Origin of the sequence: Croceitalea dokdonensis DOKDO 023 (genome assembly GCF_001306415.1) — a bacterium.
Taxonomy (GTDB): Bacteria; Bacteroidota; Bacteroidia; order Flavobacteriales; family Flavobacteriaceae; genus Croceitalea; species Croceitalea dokdonensis.
This window is the reverse complement of the sequence record NZ_LDJX01000004.1, coordinates 281,570-306,922: the sequence shown is the minus strand read 5'-3', so window position 1 is coordinate 306,922 and position 25,353 is coordinate 281,570. Positions and strand designations below refer to the sequence as shown.

Here is a 25,353-nt window from a genome sequence, read left to right as displayed (position 1 = left end):
TGACCATGTTTAAAAAATATCTACTTTTTTTCCTTTTTTTATCCACGTTGCCCTCAGTCCTTTTTGCGCAAGAGCGGGTAATAAATAGGGCAAATGACAAATACGAGGAATACTCGTTTAAACCTGCGATTGACATCTACAAAAAAGTATATGAAAAAGGATTTGAGTCACCAGACCTCCTAAAAAGACTTGGCAACGCCTATTATTTTAATGCGGAGTACAAAGAAGCGGCACCTATTTACAAATTGCTTTTGGACAAGTACGATTCTATTATCACACCAGATTATGTGTTTAGGTATGCACAAGCTTTAAAAACTATTGGGGAGTATGAGGAGGCTAGGTCGGCAATGGAAAGGTTTGCAAAACTGACCAATGATACAGCGCTGGTGAAACGTCTGTCTGAAGATTATTTGAAGGTCATTGAGGAAAACTCTGGTCGTTATGACCTCCAGAATTTTCCCTATAATTCTAAATATTCTGATTTTGCTCCTTCGTTTTATAAAGAGGGACTCATCTTTTCTTCGGACAGGGATACCGGGAATTTTGCAAGATACAGGCATACTTGGAATGCAAAGGATTTTTTGGATTTATATAAAGTAGATGTCCAAGGGTTGTCAGAAAATAAAGTGTTTAAAATTGATGCCTTGGAGACGGCCACTCAAAATGCGGATTTAACTGAAACTGAGACCGAAAGGCTACCCAAGAAAAAAAATCGTATCAATTCAAGGTTTCACGAATCCACTTCTGTGGTTACTAAAGACGGAAAGACCATGTATTTTACCAGGAATAATTTTTTGGATGGTAAAAAGTACAAAGACGAAGCCGGAACTACTAGATTAAAAATCTATCAGGCCACGATGATTGACGGAACTTGGACCAATATAACGGAACTTCCATTTAATAGCGATAGTTATTCCGTTGCGCATCCAGCATTAAGTCCGGATGAAAAGATGTTATATTTTGCCTCTGATATGCCCGGAAGCTTTGGCGAATCCGATATCTTTAAGGTGCAGATTATGGGTGATGGTACTTTTGGAACGCCAGTGAATTTAGGGGCCACTATTAATACCAACGCACGGGAAACATTTCCATTTGTAACACAGAAGGATATTTTATACTTTGCTTCGGATGGGCATTTAGGGCTTGGTGGATTAGATGTTTTTGCTACCAAAATAGCTTTTGATGAGTATGATCAACCCGTGGTCAATGTGGGAAAACCCATAAATTCACCGTATGACGACTTTACCTTTATTATAGACGAGGAAACCTCAGAGGGCTATTTTGCCTCCAATAGATTGGACGGAATGGGAGAAGATGACATCTATGCATTTAAGGAAACCTCCCCGTTGAGGTTAGATTGCAGGCAACAGGTCACGGGTACGGTAAGGGACAGAATTTCCAATGAGTTATTGGTCAGCGCAAAGGTCAATATTATAGACGAGAATAATATGGAGGTGAATTCCGTAATGACCAACGAAAAAGGGGAGTACATCCTAGAATTAGACTGTAATCAGGGCAATTTTGTCCGTGCCTCCATGGAAGGGTATATTCCCTCAGAGGAGTATTTGCCAAAATCTTATGGTAAACCACAAATTGTTGATTTCTATTTGGAAAGGGATGTTGTGAGCGGAGGCTTTGGTGATGACTTGGCGAAGTTATTGCAACTTAGTACCATTTATTTTGACTTAAATAAATATGATATACGGCCTGATGCAGAAGTTGAAATTCAGAAGGTAATTGCTGCCATGGAAAAATATCCAAGTTTAAAGATAAAGGTCAATGCACATACCGATAGCCGAGGAAATGATGATTATAACTTATGGCTTTCCGAGAAAAGAGCTGCTGCAACCGTGGATTATATGATTGCCAAGGGTATCGCAATTGATAGACTGGAAAGTGAAGGTTACGGAGAGCAAAAGTTACTTAATGAATGCGAGAATGGTGTACGGTGTTCTGCTGAGAAACATCAATTAAACAGAAGGTCTGAGTTTATTATATTGGATTAAACACTAAATAGTGTATTACTTATTAAATCCCAATGAATCTATTTTCATTGGGATTTTTGTTTTATTACGTTCCTTTTGGAGGCTTATTTAAACACAAACAAGTAAGTAAATTCTTTCATATTGAAAATAACGGTTTCCCGCAATCTGTTGATATACCTTAGAATATCGATTAAATACACGGTTTGGGTTTAGGTTGACTTCATCTTTTAGTTCCTAGACGTTGCCATTTTATAGATACACAACAATTATTTTCTACCGGTTGGCTTAAAATTAATTTTGTAGAGTGTAGTCATATTTCACCTAAAGTGAAAACAAGGTTGAATGGTACTGCAAATTAAAAATGACAATAATTAAGCCTAAGATGGAGTATAGAATCTTACATACTAAAAAGTATACACTTGTAGCCCTTGCCTGCATGCTTTTTAGTTTAAACGCCATAGCACAAACTACAGTTACCTTACAAGACCAGTGCAATTGTGAAGTCTTAAGTGGAACTGATGTTTCCACCGCCGGAAGTATAAGTCCAACGGGCGCAGATTTAGGTGACCTTTACGTAAACACCGATACTGGAACTGTATTCTATTGGGATGGGGATTCTTGGGAATTCACAGACCGAGATAATCAGCAGTTAGTGGGTTTCGCTTTTGATGACGCTACCAATATCCTCACTTTAGACTTGGAAAACAGTGCGAGCGTAGATGTAGATTTATCGTCGCTTAGGGATTCTTTTACCGATACCAACACCGTCATAGTCGATTTTTCGGCCGACTCTGCTATGGGTGAATTGGTAATAACCGATAGTGATGGCTCTGAATTTAGGGTGGATATAGCTGCTTTATCATCCATAATAAACACCAACACCACGAACACCAGCTTAACGGAGGACGGCACCAACCTTATCCTCACGGACAGTGACGGCAACACGGTGACCTTGGCTCTTGCGGATTTGGCCGCGGAAATTGATACGGATACAAACATCACCAACGCCACCTTTGCAGTTGTGGGCACCGACCTGGTCATCACGGACACGGACGGTGGTACGGTAACGGTCGCCTTGGCGGACATCACCAACGGAGTCGACACCAACACCACGAACACAAGCTTAACGGAGGACGGCACCAACCTTATCCTCACGGACAGCGATGGCAACACGGTGACCCTCGCCCTTGCGGATTTGGCCGCGGAAATTGATACGGATACAACGAACGCGACTTTTGCGGTCGTAGGCACCGACCTCGTCATCACGGACACGGACGGCGGAACGGTAACGGTCGCTTTGGCCGACATTACCAGCGGAGTTGACACCAACACCACAAACACCAGTTTAACGGAGGACGGCACCAACCTTATCCTCACGGACAGTGACGGTAATACGGTGACCTTGGCCTTGGCCGACATCGCAGCGGAAACCGATACGAATACAACGAATGCCACCTTTGCAGTTGTGGGCACCGACCTGGTCATCACGGACACGGACGGTGGTACGGTAACTGTGGCCTTGGCGGACATTACCAGCGGAGTCAACACCAACACCACGAACACCAGCCTGACCGAGGACGGCACCAACCTTATCCTCACGGACAGTGACGGCAACACGGTGACCCTGGCCCTTGCGGATTTGGCCGCCGAAATTGATACGGACACGAACATCACCAACGCAACTTTCGCGGTAGTCGGCACGGACCTTGTGATCACGGACACGGACGGCGGTACGGTAACTGTGGCGTTGGCCGACATCACCAGCGGAGTCGACACCAACACCACGAACACCAGCCTGACCGAGGACGGCACCGACCTCATCATCACGGACAGTGACGGCAACACGGTGACCTTGGCTCTTGCGGATTTAGCCGCGGAAATTGATACGGACACGAACATCACCAACGCCACCTTTGCGGTCGTTGGCACCGACTTGGTAATCACGGACACGGACGGCGGTACGGTAACGGTCGCCTTGGCGGACATCACCAGTGGAGTCGATACCAACACCACGAACGCCAGCCTGACCGAAGACGGCACCAACCTTATCCTCACCGACAGTGACGGAAACATGGTGACCCTCGCCTTGGCTGATTTGGCCGCCGAAATTGACACGGACACGAACATCACCAATGCCACCTTCGCAGTCGTTGGCACCGACCTCGTCATAACGGACACTGCCGGCGGTACGGTAACGGTCGCTTTGGCGGACATTACCAGCGGAGTTGACACGAACACCACGAACACCAGCTTGACCGAGGACGGCACCGACCTTATCATCACGGACAGCGATGGCAATACGGTGACCCTGGCCCTTGCGGATTTGGCCGCTGAGATTGATACGGATACGAACATCACCAATGCGACCTTTGCGGTCGTAGGCACGGACCTCGTGATTACGGACACGGACGGTGGTACGGTAACGGTCGCTCTGGCGGACATTACCAGCGGAGTCGACACCAACACCACGAACACCAGCTTAACGGAGGACGGCACGAACCTTATCCTCACGGACAGCGATGGAAACACGGTGACGCTTGCCCTGGCCGACATCGCAGCGGAAATTGATACCAACACAACTAACGATAGACTGGAAATCAGTGGTTCAGATTTAGAATTGGAAGATTCTGACGGAAATGTGCTTAGCGTATCCTTGGGGGCTTTGGCTGCTGCAACAGATACGGATGACCAGAACCTACAGAACTTTCAGGTGAATGGGGCGAATCTGGAAATATCCATTCAGGATGGGAATACAGTTACAGTGCCTTTGGCGGACATCGCAGGAGGAACGGACACCAACAGCACGAACACCAGCCTGACCGAGGACGGCACCGACCTTATCCTCACGGACAGTGACGGCAACACGGTGACCTTGGCTCTTGCGGATTTAGCCGCGGAAATTGATACGGACACGAACATCACCAACGCCACCTTTGCGGTCGTTGGCACCGACTTGGTAATCACGGACACGGACGGCGGTACGGTAACGGTCGCTCTGGCGGACATCACCAGCGGAGTTGACACCAACACCACGAACACCAGCTTGACCGAGGACGGCACCAATCTTATCATCACGGACAGCGATGGAAACACGGTGACGCTTGCCTTGGCCGACATCGCAGCAGAAACCGACACAAATACAACGAATGCCACCTTCGCGGTCGTAGGCACCGATTTGGTGATCACGGACACTGCCGGAGGTACGGTAACGGTCGCTTTGGCGGACATTACCAGCGGAGTTGACACGAACACCACGAACACCAGCCTAATCGAGGACGGCACGGACCTTATCCTCACGGACAGTGACGGCAACACGGTGACCCTGGCCTTGGCCGACATCGCAGCGGAAACCGATACGAATACAACGAACGCGACCTTCGCGGTCGTAGGCACCGATTTGGTCATCACGGACACGGATGGCGGTACGGTAACGGTCGCCTTGGCGGACATCACTAGTGGAGTCGATACCAACACCACGAACACCAGCTTAACGGAGGACGGCACCGACCTTATCCTCACGGACAGCGATGGCAACACGGTGACCCTGGCCCTTACGGATTTGGCCGCCGAAATTGACACGGATACGAACATCACCAATGCCACCTTTGCAGTTGTGGGCACCGACCTGGTCATCACGGACACGGATGGCGGTACGGTAACGGTTGCCTTGGCGGACATCACCAGTGGAGTCGACACCAACACCACGAACACCAGCCTGACCGAGGACGGCACCGACCTTATCATCACGGACAGCGATGGCAACACGGTGACCCTGGCCCTTGCGGATTTGGCCGCCGAAATTGACACGGATACAAACATCACCAACGCCACCTTTGCAGTTGTGGGCACCGACCTCGTCATCACCGACACGGACGGCGGTACGGTAACGGTTGCCTTGGCGGACATCACCAGTGGAGTCGACACCAACACCACGAACACCAGTTTAACGGAGGACGGCACGAACCTTATCATCACGGACAGCGATGGCAACACGGTGACCTTGGCCCTTGCGGATTTGGCCGCCGAGATTGATACGGATACGAACATCACCAACGCCACCTTCGCGGTCGTGGGCACCGACTTGGTCATCACGGACACGGACGGCGGAACGGTAACGGTCGCTCTGGCGGACATCACCAGTGGAGTCGACACCAACACCACGAACACCAGCCTGACCGAGGACGGCACCAACCTTATCCTCACGGACAGTGACGGCAACACGGTGACCCTTGCCCTTGCGGATTTGGCCGCTGAGATTGATACGGATACGAACATCACCAACGCCACCTTCGCGGTCGTAGGCACGGACCTCGTGATCACGGACACGGATGGCGGTACGGTAACGGTTGCCTTGGCGGACATCACCAGTGGAGTCGACACCAATACCACGAACACCAGCTTAACGGAGGACGGCACCAACCTTATCCTCACGGACAGTGACGGCAACACGGTGACCCTTGCCCTTGCGGATTTGGCCGCTGAGATTGACACGGATACGAACATCACCAACGCCACCTTTGCAGTCGTGGGCACCGACTTGGTCATCACGGACACGGACGGCGGAACGGTAACGGTCGCTTTGGCGGACATTACCAGCGGAGTCGATACCAACACCACGAACACCAGCTTAACGGAGGACGGCACCGACCTTATCCTCACGGACAGTGACGGCAATACGGTGAGCTTGGCCTTGGCTGACATCGCAGCGGAAACCGACACGAATACAACGAACGCCACCTTTGCAGTTGTGGGCACCGACCTGGTCATCACGGACACGGACGGCGGTACGGTAACTGTGGCCTTGGCGGACATTACCAGCGGAGTCGACACCAACACCACGAACACCAGCCTGACCGAGGACGGCACCAACCTTATCATTACGGACAGCGATGGCAATACGGTGACGCTTGCCTTGGCCGACATTGATACTGACGACCAGGAAGGCACGGAGGTTAATTTAACGACGCCCATTGATATTGATGGGGATACCAATGATGAGTTGACCGTTGAAGATGCCATTAATGCCCTAAACGATAGGTTCGAATGGCGTCCCGTAACCACGGCTGACGGGGATAATGCTATTGAAAACGTATTCTTGGCGGACACCTATAACCGCTATGTATACTTGACCGAGAACGGACAGTTGGCCATTACAGATGATAATACGTTGCCCAATTTTGGGGCTGGTGGGGACCCCGGCCTTGTAACGGTCAATGATAAAACGGGAACCGTGCCAACCGGTTTTTATACGGAACTGCTCAATGCAACCGGTAATGCCAATGTGGAGATGAACGGCGCCTATTTGGATGTAAAATACCAAGGTACCGGAAACGCCACAAATTTGCGTGCTATAATGCCCTATGCCATTGCCGAACAAGGTTCCGGTTCCATTGGAAAAATGGTCAGCTCTGATGGTTTGTTCTTGGTACGTGACGGTTACAGTGGCACTATTACCAACGCAAAGGTCTATGATGCAAACGCCATTGTTGCGAATACCGCTTCAGGTGCCAGTGTAAACAATATGTATGGGGTTCATGTTCGTGGTAGTGCGTTTACATCTCCAAATCCCAACATCAACTCAAAATATGGGTTAAAGATTGAGGACGTAGTTCCAAGTACCTCTGGCACCAATGCCAATGTTTACAGTATCCATACCGGCCTTGGCCAGCATCACTTTGGGGGCTATGGTACGGGGGCATATACGGGTACGGCCACCAATCTTCTTGCCGTAGACGCCGATGGTGATGTTATTGAAGTTGCCACTTCTGGTTTGGACACCAACACCACGAACACCAGCTTAACGGAGGACGGCACCAACCTTATCATCACCGACAGTGACGGAAACACGGTGACCCTCGCCTTGGCCGACATCGCAGCGGAAATCGATACCGACACACAGTATACTGCGGGTACTGGTCTGGATTTGACCGGCACTGAGTTTAGTGTTAACGATTCTGAATTGAACCCAGATTGGACAAACATTACGAATATCCCGGCAGGGTTTAGTGATAATATTGATAATGTAGATGATGCTGATGCTGTCATAGGAAATGAATCCGTAACGGGTCTTACTTTTGACGGAACAACACTTACCTTAACCCAAGATGGTGCACCAAATGAGACCGTGACCTTATCAAGTGTTAATACAGATAACCAAACGTTGACACTTTCCGGAACTACATTAGGCATTACAGGAGGAAACACCGTTAACCTCAATACACTTTCTGATGATGATGTAGCTGTTACAAATACGGTCGCGGGTAACAGAATTGCAACAATTTCAGAACCTGGAATTACTGCGGTGGATATCAATGAAACGGTGACAAGTTTGTCCCAGGATAACGGCACGGGCGTTATAACTTATCTGGACGAAGATGGTGGACCTGCCCAAACGGCCAATGTCGTTAGTGCTCAAGCCAATAACCAGATTACGGTTGGGTCAGATGGGGGCGCCTTTCTAGTTGCGATGCCATCTATTTATGCCACGGGAAAAGTAGCCATTGAATATGTGGGTACCCCTGGTGTGGACGCAGGCAATAGCAGTTTGTACCAAGCTACGGTAACAAGAATAAATGAAGGTGATTATCAAGTAACTTTTGATACCGCTTTGGCTAATTCCAACTACGTGATTCAGCTTTCGACCTTGGACTGCGGTGGTGACTGCCCTGGAAATACAACAACAAATTATGACGACCCTGGGATTACCTATTATAACCAGACGGCAACAGGATTTAGGGTCAATATTGGGGACAGTGATAATGGCGGTACGCAGAAAGACGATATCGATTTAGAGTTCATGTTCACGGTAATCTTAATTCCTTAAGTAAAAACTAACCACAGTCTAAAAGAATGAAAAGAGTAATAATAGCTATTGGGTTGTTTATTGTTGGTGTCTCGGCAAGTGCACAGATTGAGGGTACTTCGCTTCCAAGTTTGCCTAACCTAACTACAGCCGAAATGAACGGTGCAACCGGGGTTTATGTTGGATCTTCTGTGTTTAACACGGATGAACAACGGATATACACCTATACCAGTTCGGGCTGGGTCACCAATACGGATAGTCAACAACTTACATTGAATTCCGCTAACCTGGAAATTTCAAACGGTAATAGTGTAGACCTTTCTACCATAACTGGCTTCGGGGATAATATCTATACTATAGATGGTATTCTAACTGGTGATAGAGCGGTTACCCAGAACAATTTCGACCTCAATTTTGATGCCAACACCTTGGTGGTAAGTGGTGATAACGATAGGGTTGGTATTGGTTTGGTGAATCCAAACTCAAAATTACATATTAATAATGTTGGCACTGGTTTGGCCAGGGGTCTACAGCTTGATACTGATCAAGGCAATAGACATACAATATCCATTCGCAGAACGGACAATGCCCTTGAGACTGGTATAGGATTTCAAAATGCAGGCCTTGCATATGGTGCAACTATTTTTCACCGTAATCAAAGCGAAGGTGGAGGAATTGGAGAATCGTTGAGCATTGCCACCATTGGCAATGAAACAGACCCCACATTGCTTGGTGAAACGGCTACCTTTAAAAATGATGGAACGGTACGCTTACATGATTATGGCAGTGGTACCAATGCGGGAACCCTTACTCAAATTCTAGGTGTAGAGGCAGATGGTGATGTTATAGAAGTTGCCGCTGATGGATTGGGTTCGGACGATCAGACGGCGGCCGAGGTAAGCATCACGGATGCCGGAGGAAACTTTACCGCTGCGGATGTTGAAGGAGCTTTGGCCGAACTAGCCGCCACTGCTGGAGATAACATGTATACGGCAGATGGCACCCTAACTGGCGATAGAACAGTGACCCAAAACAATTTTGACCTAAATTTTGACGCCAACACCTTGGTGGTAAGTGGTGATAATAATAGGGTAGGAATTGGTACAAACGCACCTACGGCAACTTTATCGGTATCGGGAGGTATCAATACTTCAAATGCTATAGAAATTGGTGAGTTGGGAACTGGCGATCGAACTTCCTTCTTGGATTTTCATGCAGAAGATGGCGTAGACCGTAGTTTTAGGATTCGTAGGTTATCGGGTGCTGATGGCGACGTTCAAATCCAAAACAATGGAACGGGAGGAATACAGTTTTTAACTGACTTTTCAGATACACGTATGTCCATTGGTTCAAGTGCCAATAACGGTAACGTGGGTATCGGTATTACCAATGCTGCGGCACGGCTAGATGTAAATGGCAACGCAAGAGTACGAACGTTACCGGCAAGTGCTGATACGGACCAATTGGTCTCCGCTGATGCTAATGGAAATCTAAGAAAAGTAAACTCTTTAAAAGCTTCAAAAGTATTTTATCCACCATCCATCGCAATAGATGCTTCAACACCAGACCCTGCAACAAATAGAACAATTGATTTGCATGCACAGTACATCGCGCAATTTGGTTCTCCCGTTGTCAGTAGTGCTGGCACTATACCTACGTATGCAGCTACGGAACTAGATTATCATGTCACATTTGCCGATCCGGATGTTTTTGGGGATGGTACCAACGTATTGAATATGAGCATAGATGCCAATGGTATTTTAACCTATCGCATCTACAATTCACCTGCGGATTACAATGCATTGATCAATGTTGTATTCGTAGTAAAATAATTTAATCACAACAACGACCTCAAATCGATTTGAAACATATCACTACATATAAAACCCTGGTTCTTAGTATTGTTTTTACAGTGTTAGGGACATTTGTTTCCAATGCCCAGTTTTTATTGCAGGCGCCCAGTAGTGGGGATGAGAACAACTACCAGTGGTTTGAAGCCTCTGATACCGCAAATGTACTGGGAACGGATTCTTTTTACGAAGCCACCCAACCTGGGGTCTATTTTGCCACGTATGATGGTACCCTTTGCGGATCCAACGCAACAGGCTATTTTATCCTCACCAATTGCAACGCACCTGACAATGAGGTTACTTTGGATATATCTGCCAATGTTCCGGCAAACGCAACGGTTAGTTGGTCACCCCCATTAACTGGTGATCAACAGCAACCAACGGTTACTGCCACGCAAGCGGTGGAACGTTATGTGGCCACCATTGTAAAGGCTGGGAACTCCATTGCCCTACCAAGGTTTACCGTGGTCTGCTTAAACCAAGCGGCCAACCTTGTGGATGATGTTGTTACGGTGAATGAAGACGATTCTGTCCTGGTTCCCATTTTTGATAATGATACGGATATACCTACCGTAGGCACCCTAGAAACTACAGATCCGGCCAATGGAACTATTACCATTGATGACAACGGTACACCAAATGATCCATCCGATGATATTGTAACCTATACCCCAAATCCAGATTTTAACGGTACCGATACTTTTGACTATACGGTGTGCAATAGTGCAGGGGATTGTAGTACAGCAACGGTAACCATAGATGTATTGCCCATTGTGGATACCATTGACGATAGTGTTGCCACAAATATAGGTGAAACCGTTGCCGTACCTTGGAGCTTAAACGATAATGACCTCCCAACCAGCGGAACTTTTACCAATACGGACCCTGCCAATGGCACCGTAAACTATGATGATAACGGTACGCCCAATGATCCATCTGATGATGTGGTTACCTATACCCCAAACCCTGGCTTTGAAGGAACGGATAATTTTGAGTATACCATTTGTGACGATTTGGGTAATTGTGATACGGCCGTCGTGACCATAATTGTTTCTGCCAATGCGGATTTAGATAGTGATGGCGACGGTATTGCCGATAGTTTTGAGGATTTAAATGTTGATGGGGATAATGACCCAGCAACCAACCCAACGGATACCGACGGAGATGGTGTTCCAGATTATTTGGATATTGACAGCGATAATGACGGTATCCCGGATAATGTGGAGGCACAGACCACTGCAGGTTATATTCCACCAAGTGGCGAAGATGTTAACGGGAACGGTATAGACGATGCTTATGAAGTAGACGGTACTATTGGTATTATCCCCGTTGATACAGACGGTGATGGTATTCCGGACTATGTGGACGAAGATAGCGATGATGATGGCGTTCCAGACAATATAGAAGCCCATGATTTTGACCAAGATGGTCTGCCAGATAGGGTGTTTACCGGGAACGATGAAGATAATGATGGCCTGGACGACGGTTACGAAGGTGCTGAGACCAATGATGTGGACGTTAACGATGAAATAGATGATCCATTAACTGATTTACCCGATACTGATAATGATGATATTCCGGATTATAGGGATACCGATGATGATGGAGATGGGATTGAAACCATTGATGAGGACAATAACTCGGATGGTGATTTTGCCAATGATGATGCAGATAATGACGGAACACCAGACTATTTGGACAGTGATTTAATTCCAACAACGGATTCCAGAATAACGGTATTCAATGTGGTCACACCTAATAATGACGGCATACATGATGAGCTAAGGATTGAGAATATTGAGAATTTCCCAAACAATACGGTCAAAATATTCAATCGTTGGGGGGTATTGGTCTTTGTTACCAAGGCATACGGCACTGCTGGTAATGTTTTTGATGGTACCTCTCAAGGTAGGGTCACCGTGGATAAAGACAACAAACTACCTGTGGGAACCTACTTCTATATCATTGAATATGAAGATGAAACTGGCTTTACGCGCCAAGAATCAGGTTATATCTACATCAATCTATAAGAGGTGACCTCATGGGGAAACAGAAATTTATGATGACAAAATATTTCACCTTGTTGCTATTTATAGTGTTGGTCGGTAGCCAAAGTGCTTTGGCACAACAAGATGCCCAGTACACCCAATACATGTATAACACGGTAAGTGTTAACCCTGCCTATGCAGGTTCTAGGGGGCACATGAGCATCGGCGGGCTTTATCGCTCGCAATGGGTAGGTCTAGAAGGAGCTCCGGTTACGCAAACCTTTAATATCCATACCCCATTATCCATCCGTGGCGTTGGTGTTGGAGTATCATTTGTGAATGATGTTATTGGGCCAACGTCGGAACAAAATATAGACCTAGATTTATCCTATACTATCCCTACAGGTTATGAGGGCAAATTAAGTTTTGGTTTTAAAGCTAGCGCCCATCTGTTGGATATTCGCTTTTCCGAGCTAACCGTGGATAATACCCAAGGGATGGATGGTACCTTACAAATGGATATTGACAACCGTTTTTCCCCAAATTTTGGTGCAGGGGTATACTACCATACAGATCGTTTCTACGCTGGTTTGTCCATCCCAAGATTGTTGGAGACGGAGCATTTTCAAGAATCCACGCTCTCCGTGGCCCGTGAGCAGATGAACTGGTACTTTATCACCGGTTATGTTTGGGATTTAAACCCTTTTTTAAAATTTAAGCCTGCCTTGTTGACAAAGATGGTTCAAGGTGCTCCGTTACAGGTAGATGCCTCTGCCAATTTTTTGTTCAATGAAAAATTTATTTTGGGAGCTGCCTACCGTTGGGATGCCGCTGTCAGTGGCATGTTTGGTTTTCAGGTGAGCGATCAATTGTTGATCGGTGTCGCCTATGACAGGGAAACCACGGCGCTAGGTGGTACTACCTTCAATGACGGTTCTTTTGAGGTGGTGCTTAGGTATGATTTTATACGCGCTATAGGCAATTTAAAATCACCGCGTTTCTTCTAGAATATTCTTGGATTATTTATAAACTCTTTGGCAAACCAAGTGGGGTAAAGGTCATATTTTTGCTCTATGGAAGAGAAAGTTATCCTTGTCGATACGGAAAATCGGCAAATTGGTTTAATGCCCAAGATGGAGGCACATGAAAAAGCAGTGCTGCATCGGGCATTTTCGGTTTTTGTGATGAATGAAAAAGGGGAGACCATGTTACAGCAACGAGCTGCCCATAAATACCACTCCCCCTTATTATGGACCAACACCTGCTGTAGTCACCAACGGGACGGGGAAACCAATATCGATGCAGGAAAACGGAGGTTAATGGAGGAAATGGGTTTTGTCACGGAACTTACCGAGCTCTTTTCATTTATGTACAAAGCCCCTTTTGATAATGGCCTAACGGAACATGAGTACGATCATGTGATGATGGGAAGGTTTGATGGAGAACCAAAAATCAATACGGATGAGGTAGAAGATTGGAAGTGGATGCATCCGCGGGATATTAAGCAAGATATTGCCTTACATCCCAACAATTACACGGCCTGGTTCAAAATTATCTTTGAACGTTTTTATGAACACTTGATTGAAAAAGAATAAAAAAATGAGAGTTAAAGTTAGTAGGAAGGCACATTTTAACGCCGCCCACAGATTATACCGTCCAGATTGGAGCTTTGAGAAAAACAATGAAGTGTTTGGCAAATGCAACAATCCAAGATTTCACGGCCATAATTATGATCTGATCGTAAGCGTTACCGGCGAAATAGATGAAGTAACAGGGTATGTTATGGATATGAAGGTGTTAAAGGATTTGATCAAGGAGGAGGTGGAAGAAGCTTTTGACCACAAAAACCTGAACATGGACGTTCCGGATTTTAAAAACTTAAATCCTACCGCAGAGAATATCGCAGTGGTCATATATGATAAGCTTCGCAAGCATATTGATGCCGACAAAGATATTGAAGTGGTCTTGTACGAAACCCCTCGTAATTTCGTTACCTATTCAGGTTAATGAATGAACAGTTATGAGCTTATACCCTTTAAAATTCACCCCTATTCTTAAAGAACGGTTGTGGGGAGGAACCAAACTAAAAGACGTATTGCATAAACCAAGCACTAGCGATATTACCGGTGAAAGCTGGGAGCTATCTGCGGTAAAGGGTGATGTGTCCATCGTGGAAAATGGTCCCTTTGCCGGCACTTCGTTACAGGAGTTGATCAATTTACATAAAGGGAAGCTTTTGGGAGACGCAGTGTATAAACGTTTTGGAACCGATTTCCCAATCTTGATAAAATTTATTGATGCCAAACAGGACCTTTCCATTCAATTGCACCCCAATGATAAATTAGCCAAGGAAAGACATGACTCTTTTGGGAAAACAGAGATGTGGTATGTCATGGACGCAGATCCCGGGGCAAAATTGATCGTAGGTTTTAACAAGGAGGTTACCAAGGGGGAATATCAAGATAGTTTGGCCCAAAATACGTTGTTGGACCTTTTGAATTATGAAGAGGTAGCTAAAGGGGATACCTTTTTTATCAACACAGGGAAAATCCATGCCATTGGTGGCGGGGTGCTGTTGGCAGAAATTCAACAGACCTCTGACGTTACTTATCGCGTATTTGATTTTAATCGGAAAGATAAGAATGGCCAATTACGGGAGTTACATACAGATTTAGCCTTGGATGCTATAGACTACACCAAAAAGGACGATTTTAAGGTGGATTATCCACGGGAAAAAGATTTGACCCACAAAATGGTACATTGTCCCTACTTTAAAACTGATGTGCTGTCACTCACCAAAGATATGACCAGGGATATTGCCAACCGGGATTCATTTACCATACTCATGTGCGTGGAAGGAGCGGCAAGCGTGGAAACGGAATTTGGAGCCGTAGTATTAAATAAGGGGGAGACCACTTTGGTTCCTGCCCTTACGAAGACCTTAACGCTAAAAACAACGGCAAGCACACTACTTGAAGTTACTATTTAAAGCTTATTTTTGTTGAAAATTTAGACCTATGGCTAGTATTCGCGATTTAAAAAAAGATATCAATTTTGTTTTGGGTGATATTATTGAAGCGGTTTATATCTGGGAGGCCGATAGTGGCAACACCAATTCAGCGGACGGGAACGCCATTATTGAGGAAGCAATTACGGTTTTTGATGGCTTAATGGATAAAGTAAACCAAAAAGTAGAAGGCAGTAAAAAGGCTCACTTTAAGACGGTCCGTAAGGAGTTAGAGGAAAAGGCAACCGTCCTTATTGAAAAATTGAATAAATTGGCAGCCTAGCGTTCCCAATAGGGTCTTACACGATGAGCATGTTAAAACGGACTCCGGCTCCCTATCCCTTCTAACTTTTTCTAGTACATCTCATTTGTGATGGTTATCCACTATTTCAATTCTGCAAGGTACTTTTTAAGTTGCTTACCGTATTTGGATGATGCCACTTTGGGAGTCAATGCGTTATAAATGGAATCCAGGTATTTTGGATTTGCGTTGGCAGCTTCAGTAAGTGCAACGTATGGGGTAACGTAACTGTCTGGCTTCGTAAGGGCAAAATTTAGGACGTACTGATAACGTCTGAGGAGGTTTTTGTTCAATAACTGATTTACAGAATCTATTTTTTCTTGCTGGGCTTCCGTATCGTCCGTTATGGTCAACTGGGCAAGGCTTAGTTCCCTCATATTAAATCTGGATAGCATCTGGTTAAATTGGGTATAGGTGTCATGTGAATTGGAACCAGAAACTTTGGCCTCCGTATCTATGGTATTCCAATTGGTGGCAACGCTGATTTCACCCTGTTCCCCAAAAAAAGTTATCCTGTCGTTCACGTCGTTGTTATCGGCCTTATCCAGAAATAAATAAAAAATTTCAGGGCTGTCAATATCATAAATAAACTCAAAATTACCATCTCCCCGTAATTGAACCGAGTCTATGTTGACCAAGGTAGAATCTTGGACACGTTGTAGGTAAAGGGTGCCTTTTTTTAGTCCGGCGATATCACCTTTTACAATCATGCTTTTACTCAAGTCCTTTTTGCAGGCAGTTATGGTGAGCATTACGGTGATTAAAACTGCAATTTTTTTCATCCTTAAAGTTTAGCAGGGCAAATATCGGTTTTCTTTGGTATTACGGCTGTCAATTTTTATAAAATTGCAGGATTCAAATGAAATTATAGACTTTCAATGATCTTAGAAACGGCAAGGCCGATCATCAAGAAAAGTTGAAGGAAAACCCCCAGTATCACATAGCAGAGTATCACCCTAAGTATCGCCTTCCATGTTGCCAAGACATTAAAGAAGGTCACAAAGGCAAACCTCGCATACAGAACTGCAGCCATAAATGGCAACAATTCGTAATAATAAACACCATCCATAAAAAACATTGGAATTGAAAAAACCGAGTAGATAAGGGCCTGCTGACCTAGGATAAAACAGTTAATCACCAAATGTTCCAAATAGTTGTGTGCTATATCGATAAACGCAAGTTTGGATGCACCGGCGTAAAAAGGGAAGAAACAGTAATACGGCGTAAGGGTAGTTATCCATTATAAGCTGAAAGAAAGCCGTACCAACAGCTTCGCCCTTTTGGTTGTTCCATCCCTCTGCGTATCCTGCTGAATACCCGTTAAGCAAATCATGAATCGGGGTATTGATTTCTATGAGCCTGGTGACCAGAAAATATAATGTTGACAACGTAAATGCGTAGGCAACGGGTTTAAAATAATTCTTTCGTTTTCCTTGGATAAAATCCCTAATGGCGTTTCCTGGGCGGATAAACAATTCTTTTATCGTGAACAAAAACCCACGGTCTATCTGGAGAATGCTCTCCTGAAGCTCTGTAAAAAATGTTTGTACGGTAAGTTTTGATACACGGGCATTTGGCCACATGACCCACAAAACGCGCCTCGTAACCTACTGTTGCAGTTCTTGCAGTACATCCCTTTTTCTCCTTCCATAGGTTTAAAAGCTAGAGGCTACTTCCATTAATAAGGCGCATAAATAAGCACCGCCCGTACCAACTACATAGCCAAAAACTGCCAATAGGATTCCTACGGACGTTAATGCGGGATGAAATTCTGCCGCTACCACAGGTGCCGATGCCGCCCCACCAACATTGGCTTGGCTACCAACGGCCAGAAAGAAAAAGGGTGCTTTGATGATTTTTGCCACAATGATGAGGAGTACGGCATGGATACTTATCCAAATAAGCCCAATAGCTATAAGCCCAGGGTTTTCCAAAACTGCTGCTAGGTCCATCTTCATCCCTATGGTGGCCACCAAAATATAAATAAAAACGCTGCCCAATTTGCTGGCTCCCGCACCCTCGTAATTTTTTGCCTTGGTGAAAGAAAGGCCAATACCAATGGCCGTGGCGACCACCACCATCCAAAGGAACTTGGACCCCAAGGAAGACAGCGCTTTTTCCTTGTTGCTTATCACCTCAAAATTCGTTTCTAAAAATTCCGCAAAATGATGGCCAAGGAAATGTGCCAAACCTACCCCTGCAAATGCAAAAAGAAGCAGGGCCATATAATCATGAAGGCTTGGTATTCTTGCTGTTTTTTCTGCATGGGCAGCTACCTTGGTCTTTAATTTTTCAATGGAAGAGGTATCTGCTTGTAACCAAGCATCAATCTTTTTGGTTTTGCCAACACCAAGCAAGACAATGGCCATCCAAATATTGGCAACCACAATATCCACCAAGACCATGCCTCCGTATTTTTCCTGATTAAACTCAAATACCTCTAACATGGCCGCTTGGTTGGCCCCACCCCCGATCCAACTACCGGCAATGGTGGCAAGGCCCCTCCAGACCGCATCAAAACCAGCACCTCCAACAGTCTCTGGTGACACCAAAGAAACCAATAAAATCGCCAGTGGTCCACCAATGATAATACCAACAGTGCCGGTCAAAAACATAATTAAGGCCTTGGAGCCCAAATTGGCAATGGCTTTTAAATCTATGCTCAACGTCATTAAAATCAACGCGGCCGGCAATAAATACCTACTGGCAATATAATAGGTATGTGAGCTTTTTTCATCTATGATACCAATACTGGCCAGAATGGACGGAAGTAAGTAGCACATGAGTACCGTGGGAACAATCCCGTAGAATTTTTTCCAAAAACCGGTCTTCCTGGAAGAGGTGAGGAAAACAAAACCTAGACACAGTGCCAAAAGGCCAAAAATTACCGTATCCTCCGTTAAAGGCAGTTGATTCATTGTAGTTGGTTTTAGTCTGCCTAAGGTAAAAAAGAATAATCGATTTTTAGCTTTGGGTTACTTCTGACAAGGTTAAGGGGTAAAAAACTGAATTTGTAAGTTAAAGGGACCGGAAATTAGAAAAGGAGTACTTAGCCTAAGGTATCACGCCTTACCATCCACGCGGCCGGACCTTAAATGTTTAACCAATAGGTGAATTTTAGGTTGATGGACCTGCTTCTGGGAGCAAAGGATTCCACAAAATAATTATCGTTGTACACGATAAACAGGTCTGATAATGGCGCAAAGCGCCATTGTAGCCTAGAATTAAACCCAAGGTTGTCCCGTTGGTTGCTGTACTGTACCAAAGTGGACCAGAAGATAGCTTTGTTAAAGGTAATGTTGATGCGGGGGCTTATGAGCCACAAGTTTGCACTGGGGAATGGGTTGGGCAATTGTATGCGATCATAATTAACGTTTAACGATAAAAACACCTTAGGTTGCAAGCGTAGGCTCATATCGCCCTCAAAAGAGAAGCGTTTGCCGTTATAGAAGTCTCCATATTGTGGTGCTGCGGAGTATGAAAACACTTTTCTGCGATCCGACTCAAATTCCGCTTCGAATGAGGTGTAATAATACCCGGTGTCCGCCGGAAGTTCCAATGCGCCCTCGGTACCCGTGGGGTCAAACGGATCCGTTAGAAAAGTGAACCGGTTGAACATGTTAAAGGAAATTTGTTGCTGTTCCTTATATTCTGCCCCCCAAGAGCTGAACATGACATAATCCGTATTTTGGTAGTCTAGGGTAGGCCTCCAGATGGCGTTGGGGCTAAACCGAAACCCATGGGTATTGATCTTCCCTTTTTTTGGCCAAAAATTATATTCTACAAAGGGTCTGGCGGCGATGATATCGCGCCTTCTTACAAAACCAAGGTCAGACCTAAAGTCGTTTCCCACATAATTGCCCCGCAAACCAAAATTAACATGTCTGGAATTATATTGTAGATCAACACCGCCAGAGCTGTCATCATTACCAATGTCTTTGGCAAAGGATTTGTGGTAAAAGAATTTGCCTACCCAGGTGTTGTCGGACGAGGCCAAGTTGTAGTCCAAACCAACCACCCTATTGTAACGGTCTGTTTCTTCCACAAAGTCATAGTCTTTAAAGGTCTGTCTATTCACAAAGATGAAACTTAGGTTAGACCTGGAAAACAGTTTTTTCTGCAAGGCAAGGACTGTATTGTTATTGCTGGCAATTTCATTTTGTAGGTCTTCTTCGGTCTGCAGGTTTAAAAAGCCCAGCCGCCAATCCTCATTTAATTTTCCACTTAACCTCATTCCACCAATAATGCCGTTCTCTATGGTTTCCCCGTCTGCATCCTCGGCAATGCCAATACGTCTGGAAAAAAAGGGATTGGAATCACGGCTGTTACCAAAACTGGCAAAAAGGTCGTTGTTGTCCACAAAAAATTGCCTCCTTTCCGGGAGGGCAACTTCAAACCTAGTGAGATTGGTGATAAAGTTATCCACCTCCACCGTGGAGAAATCTGGATTTAAGGTAAGGTCTAAATTTAAACTGTTCCCAACGGATATTTTAGCATCCGCACCAAAGTTGAGGGTGTTTAGGTTATCCCCAGTTTCAAAATCCTTGGCGCTGACCCCATTGGTGTAGGGAATAAGTGCAAATGGTGTGCGGTATTTTCCCAGTGGTTTCTCAAAAACCATGTCACCCATGAACGCCAAATTAAAAATGAGCTGGTTTTGGGGAATTTCTGCCCAAGTACTGGTTTCATTGGTCTGGGTATCAAATCTATAACTGTTCATCCGCCATTTGGTCTCGCCTTCATTGAACTTAAAGGAGGTTAAGGGTATGGCCCATTCCGTAACATAGTACCCATCATAAATTTGTGACTCTCCGCGCCATTTTACATCCCATGAAGTGGTGAAGCCGCTTAAGTCAAAACCCCCTCCGGAAATTAACGCTTCCCGTCTTACCCCGTAAGGATTGGAACCAAAAAGGAAGGCGTTGGTTCCATCATTAAAGGTATCAAAGAGGATGCTTATGTTATCGCTGCCGCCCGCCCTAAAGTCGCGCTCCAAAGAAGGTACTACGTAGTCGTCGCCTTCGGTAAACAGCGTAATCCCTATGTACAGGGTAGACTCGGAATACAGCATTTTTATGTCGGTCTGTTGTATGGCCAGAATGGAATCGGATGGGAAATACTGTTGGAAGTTATTGGCGCTTTCTGCGATTTCCCAAATAGGTTCATCTAGCTTACCGTCTATGTTGATTTCTTCTTGAATGAATTTAACCGTAAACGATTTGGGAGCGTCCTGCGCTGCTAGACCAAGGGCAACGAGGAAAGTCCATAAAAAAAAGTAACGGTTGGCCATGCACTATATTAGTCCAACAAAAGTAAAGGTCGTATAGTTAAGAAAATCATAAAATAACCTGAACGTGATTTGCTATGGGTTAAACGACGTATATGTTCTGGTTAAAGTAGGGGTTAAAGGGATTAAATATTCAACCAGTACGTCAATTTTAAATTGATGGAGCGACTCCTGGGTGCAAATGAATTCACGAAATAATTGTCGTTATACACAACAAATAAGTCTGATAGTGGGGCAAAGCGCCATTGTAAGCGGCTGTTAATGCCTAAATTATCCCTTTGGTTGCTATATTGGACCAAGGTGGACCAAAAAATGGACTTGCTAAATGTGACATCAAAATTTGGGCTTAGCAGCCATATATCTGCACTTGCAAAAGGTTGGGGAAGTTGAATTCTATCAAAACGCACGTCAAACCCAAAGTTAAACCTAGGCTGTATTCTAAGGTTGGCACTAGCTTCCATGGAATATCGCTCTCCGTTAAAGAATTGCCCTATGGTGGGCTCAAGGGAATAGGAAAATATTTTTCGTCTATCCGATCTAAATTCGGCACCAAAACTATTAAAGTAATAACCAACATTGGCCGGTAGTTCCGCCGCACCGGCAGTACCAGTTGGGTCAAATGGTTCTGTTAAAAAAATAAAATCGTTGGAGTATCCAATGGACAGTTCATCCAAACTGGTAAATTCTGCGCCCCATCCAATGTTTATTTGGTGATCGGTCTGCCGCATGTCCAAACCCGGCCTCCATGTATATACACCAAAGGCTTGGAATCCATGGTTGTTTATTTTACTGTCCTTAGGCCAAAACGTTCTACTAAGGCTCATGGCACTTTTAAATATATCTTTTCTAGGGATAAAGCCAAGATCGGAGGTGAACTCCTCGTCTATATAGACCAAATCCAAAAAGGCCCCATAAAATCTTGAATTATAGCCGGCAAAGGCCCCTAAGGAATAATTACCTTCATTATCGTCTGGTTGAAAGGATTTATGGGCATAAAACTTCCCTATCCAGGTGTTATCGGCAGAGGCTAAGTTATAGTCAATACCCATAACGCGATTATACGCTTCTGAGGAGTCCAGAAAATCGGGTGCATTAAAACTTTGGCGGTTAATAAAAAAGGCACTGATGTTAGACCGCGCAAAAACCTTTTGTTGTAGGCTAAACATCATATTATTATTGGAGGCTATGCCATTTTCGGCATCCTCCTCGGTCTGGATGTTCAAAAATCCCAGGCGAAGATTGTTGTTGATTTTTCCGCTCAATCGAACCCCTGCCAAAATGCGGTTTTCAATGGTGTTGCCGGCGGTATCCCTTGCGATGCCTATCCTTCTAGAAAAAAATGGGTTGGCGTCACGTCCTCCTCCAAAATTTCCAAAAAGATCGTTATTGTCAATGAAAAATTGCCTTCGTTCCGGTAATCCAATCTCAAACCGCGTTAGGTTAGTGATAAAATTATCCACTTCTACCTGAGAAAAATCTGGGTTTACGGTAATATCCAAATTCATTCCATTGCCAATGGCAACTTTGGCGTCACCGCCTACTTTAAGGGTGTTAATAGATTCACCGGTCTCAAAATCCTTTGCGGAAAGCGTATTTACGTAAGGAATGAGTGCCAGCGGGGTTCTGGATTTGCCAAGCGGTTTCTCAAACACCATATCTCCCATAAAGGCAAGATTAAAAATCACTTGGTTCTGTGGGATTTTTATCCATGTGCTGCGTTCATTGGCCTGCATATCAAAACGATAGCTATTGAATCGCCATTTTGTTTCCCCTTCCCGGAATTTAAAGGAGGTTAGGGGAATAATCATTTCCGCCGTGTAATACTTGTCATAGATTTTGGACTCCCCTTTCCATTTTACGTCCCAGGAAGTGGTAAAGCTGCCATTTCCATCGCCTCCATTGAGGATAAGGGCCTCGCGTCTTACGCCATAGGGGTTCATGCCAAATAAAAAGGCATTGGTACCGTCGTTAAACGTATCGAACATTAAACTAATATTATCGTTGCCACCTGCCCTAAAATCCCTTTCAAGAGATGGGATAATGTAGTCTTTCCCCAAGGCGTTCATGCGTAGGCCTATGTATAGGTTTTTATCATCATATAGCATTTTGATGATAGTGGTCTGGGTGGCTGGAATGGAGTCCGAGGGGAAATATTGTTGGAAGGTGTTGGCACTTTCTGCAAATTCCCAGATTGGTTCGTCCAAGGCCCCATCTAGCGTAATGGTTTCCTCTATGTATTTAACCGTAAAGGACTTTTTGGTTTCCTGTGCTTTTAATTGTGTGACGGTCAGAAATACAATTAGAGCTAATAAACGGCTTGCCATCGGGAGTTTTATAAAATGCGATGGCAAAAATACAGGGCATAGGCGTTAAAAAAATGTAAAAGGCCTTACTCTTTTTCCTTGGTTTGTGGTTTTGGAGTGCGTTTTGCCTGTTTTAGACTCTGCATCAACATCCATTCTATTTGACCATTGGTACTGCGAAATTCGTCAGCCGCCCATTTTTCAATGGCTCTTAACATATCCTCGTTCACCCGCAACGCGAAAGCCTTTTTTTTAGCCATGAGTGGTAATAAAATCGGTCAATAATGAGATCAAGGTAGTGGATATTGGAAATTTTGGATTTTGGTAGGATGTGATATTGTCTGCATCATTCTCAATGTGTTTTAGGATATGGTTCATCTTCGGGATAATGTGTAACACTGCGTCCGGTATTGCGGCTTTTAACCGTTGGGCCTCGCCAATGGAAACTTGCAGGTCTTTGTCACCATTGAGGATACAAATGGGTACCTTAAGTTGTTTGATTATCTCTGTAGGTTGGTAACTTGCCCAGTCTTTCAAAAATTTTTGGTTTTGGGGAGCAAATAAGGACAATAGGAACGGATTGATATTGACTATGGAATCCTTTGCCTTTAATTCTTGGAAATGCTTTGTAGCAATGCTTGCGAGTGTACTATCTTGCTGTTTAATTTGATCGATGATAAGGTGATCAATAGTTTTTGCCGCACCGGCCAAGGATATGTAGGAGGTAATGTTTTTATCCAGAGCTAACATGGCAACCAATGAACCCTGGCTGTGCCCTATAAGATGAATGCCACTAAATCTTGAATCGGTGGCAAATTGTTCTATGGCCACCTTGGCATCCCCAACAAAATCTAACAGTAAGATGCTGTTCTGTTTCTTGATGTTTTCTGGGTTTGAGGTGCGCTTGTCATACCTGTAAAAACCAAATCCTTTGGTATTGAGACTATCTGCGAGCAATTTAATGTAATTGCCCTGTACAAGTGGTCCTTGGTTACCATTTCTGTCAATATTACCGGATCCATGGATAAAAAGGACCAAGGGAACTTTATGATCTACCGATGGATAGCTCAGGGTGCCTGGCAAATCAATATCACCATGAACAAGATGTACTTCCTCGGAGACGATTTCTTGACCAAAACTATGGAGATGCGCAAGAAGTAAAAAGGCTATAATATGTTTCATCTATTCTTATCCCTTTCAAAAATTATTCTCATGGTTTGTTCGGCAACATCCTTAACCACCCAACCTTCTCTGGCATGCTGATTAAGGATGTCTTCCAAATGTTGATTGTTACCGCTAAATTTTAAAGCGTAACTCACTACTTTATACTCTTTCATTTCTAAAATATTTTTTAATGATGCGTTGGGCATCATCCGGTTTTTGCGTACCTATCAATAGTTTTGTCCCATTCTTTTGTTTGGTCTGGATGCCCTGGTTTCCTTTAACGTTCAGGGCTTTTCCGTTGCCTCTTCCAAACCTATAGCCCCAACCGCCATACTCGGTGAGGGGCCGGTAAGTTCTGGTATAACATTCTTCAAGATCGGTCCACCGGATGGTTTTAAAACTCCTATGGATGGGAAGAAACCTGTAGTGTATTCCCTGTTCATCCATGCGGGTTTCCAGCTTAAAAATATAGATGAGACCTATGCTAAGCAATACGGCAATAAGAACAACTACTTGGCCGGTTAAGTCGTTTGGACCAACATTGCCAGAGGCTGTGCCCACAAAATACCACGTGTAGGCACAATAGGCCAAAAATCCCAAAAGCGCAATATTAATCACTTGCAGCCACCATTGGTTAAACCACTGTGTTTCTTCAAAAATGCGCAT

General features: G+C 44.8%; 18 protein-coding genes. 9 read left to right on the top strand and 9 right to left on the bottom strand.

Annotation, left to right across the window (positions count from 1 at the left end; all coding sequences use genetic code 11):
* Positions 1-5 precede the first annotated feature (5 nt).
* From I595_RS10385 to I595_RS10345, 9 genes are all read left to right on the top strand, one after another.
* The gene (locus I595_RS10385; protein ID WP_054559353.1) at positions 6-2,006 is read left to right on the top strand and encodes an OmpA family protein; all 2,001 of its coding nucleotides are present in this window, start codon (positions 6-8) and stop codon (positions 2,004-2,006) included.
* Between the two features lie 361 nt (positions 2,007-2,367).
* Entirely contained in the window at positions 2,368-8,808 is a 6,441-nt protein-coding gene (locus I595_RS10380) for a beta strand repeat-containing protein (RefSeq protein ID WP_172675934.1), read from the top strand.
* Positions 8,809-8,834: 26 nt separating this feature from the next.
* Entirely contained in the window at positions 8,835-10,619 is a 1,785-nt protein-coding gene (locus I595_RS10375) for an autotransporter outer membrane beta-barrel domain-containing protein (RefSeq protein WP_054559351.1), read from the top strand.
* A gap of 29 nt (positions 10,620-10,648) precedes the next feature.
* Positions 10,649-12,667 carry a T9SS type B sorting domain-containing protein gene (locus I595_RS10370; protein WP_054559350.1) on the top strand — a complete coding sequence of 673 codons (2,019 nt, stop codon included), beginning with the start codon at positions 10,649-10,651 and terminating at the stop codon, positions 12,665-12,667.
* A 32-nt stretch (positions 12,668-12,699) separates the two neighbouring features.
* Positions 12,700-13,632 carry a PorP/SprF family type IX secretion system membrane protein gene (locus I595_RS10365; protein ID WP_054559349.1) on the top strand — a complete coding sequence of 311 codons (933 nt, stop codon included), beginning with the start codon at positions 12,700-12,702 and terminating at the stop codon, positions 13,630-13,632.
* A gap of 66 nt (positions 13,633-13,698) precedes the next feature.
* On the top strand, positions 13,699-14,220 hold the full coding sequence (gene idi / locus I595_RS10360) for an isopentenyl-diphosphate Delta-isomerase (RefSeq protein WP_054559348.1): 522 nt from the start codon (positions 13,699-13,701) through the stop codon (positions 14,218-14,220).
* Between the two features lie 4 nt (positions 14,221-14,224).
* The gene (locus I595_RS10355; protein ID WP_054559454.1) at positions 14,225-14,632 is read left to right on the top strand and encodes a 6-pyruvoyl trahydropterin synthase family protein; all 408 of its coding nucleotides are present in this window, start codon (positions 14,225-14,227) and stop codon (positions 14,630-14,632) included.
* A gap of 13 nt (positions 14,633-14,645) precedes the next feature.
* Positions 14,646-15,614, top strand: a complete 969-nt coding sequence (locus tag I595_RS10350) for a type I phosphomannose isomerase catalytic subunit (RefSeq protein ID WP_054559347.1) — start codon at positions 14,646-14,648, stop codon at positions 15,612-15,614.
* 28 nt (positions 15,615-15,642) lie between these two features.
* A complete protein-coding gene (locus I595_RS10345; RefSeq protein ID WP_054559346.1) occupies positions 15,643-15,915 on the top strand; it encodes a hypothetical protein in 273 nt (90 codons plus the stop codon).
* Between the two features lie 101 nt (positions 15,916-16,016).
* On the opposite strand, the gene I595_RS10340 is transcribed toward I595_RS10345, so the two are convergent.
* The 9 genes from I595_RS10340 to I595_RS10305 all read right to left on the bottom strand — a co-directional run bounded on the left by I595_RS10340 (position 16,017) and on the right by I595_RS10305 (position 25,353).
* Positions 16,017-16,715, bottom strand: coding sequence for a DUF4369 domain-containing protein (locus tag I595_RS10340; RefSeq protein WP_054559345.1), 699 nt, complete (start codon positions 16,713-16,715; stop codon positions 16,017-16,019).
* 348 nt (positions 16,716-17,063) lie between these two features.
* Positions 17,064-17,426 carry a DUF3667 domain-containing protein gene (locus tag I595_RS10330; RefSeq protein WP_245628265.1) on the bottom strand — a complete coding sequence of 121 codons (363 nt, stop codon included), beginning with the start codon at positions 17,424-17,426 and terminating at the stop codon, positions 17,064-17,066.
* 162 nt (positions 17,427-17,588) lie between these two features.
* Positions 17,589-18,851, bottom strand: coding sequence for a DUF819 family protein (locus I595_RS10325; protein ID WP_054559342.1), 1,263 nt, complete (start codon positions 18,849-18,851; stop codon positions 17,589-17,591).
* 173 nt (positions 18,852-19,024) lie between these two features.
* Positions 19,025-21,223 carry a DUF5916 domain-containing protein gene (locus I595_RS10320; RefSeq protein WP_054559341.1) on the bottom strand — a complete coding sequence of 733 codons (2,199 nt, stop codon included), beginning with the start codon at positions 21,221-21,223 and terminating at the stop codon, positions 19,025-19,027.
* Positions 21,224-21,345: 122 nt separating this feature from the next.
* Positions 21,346-23,544, bottom strand: coding sequence for a DUF5916 domain-containing protein (locus I595_RS10315; protein WP_054559340.1), 2,199 nt, complete (start codon positions 23,542-23,544; stop codon positions 21,346-21,348).
* Positions 23,545-23,609: 65 nt separating this feature from the next.
* Positions 23,610-23,783 carry a type II toxin-antitoxin system antitoxin gene (locus tag I595_RS17160; protein ID WP_083467568.1) on the bottom strand — a complete coding sequence of 58 codons (174 nt, stop codon included), beginning with the start codon at positions 23,781-23,783 and terminating at the stop codon, positions 23,610-23,612.
* Positions 23,776-24,705 carry an alpha/beta hydrolase family protein gene (locus I595_RS10310; RefSeq protein WP_054559339.1) on the bottom strand — a complete coding sequence of 310 codons (930 nt, stop codon included), beginning with the start codon at positions 24,703-24,705 and terminating at the stop codon, positions 23,776-23,778. Before I595_RS10310 ends, I595_RS17160 begins: the two co-directional genes overlap by 8 nt.
* The gene (locus I595_RS17155) at positions 24,702-24,860 is read right to left on the bottom strand and encodes a DUF4177 domain-containing protein (RefSeq protein ID WP_083467567.1); all 159 of its coding nucleotides are present in this window, start codon (positions 24,858-24,860) and stop codon (positions 24,702-24,704) included. Before I595_RS17155 ends, I595_RS10310 begins: the two co-directional genes overlap by 4 nt.
* Positions 24,847-25,353 carry a hypothetical protein gene (locus I595_RS10305; protein ID WP_054559338.1) on the bottom strand — a complete coding sequence of 169 codons (507 nt, stop codon included), beginning with the start codon at positions 25,351-25,353 and terminating at the stop codon, positions 24,847-24,849. The genes I595_RS17155 and I595_RS10305 overlap by 14 nt, the downstream gene beginning before the upstream one ends.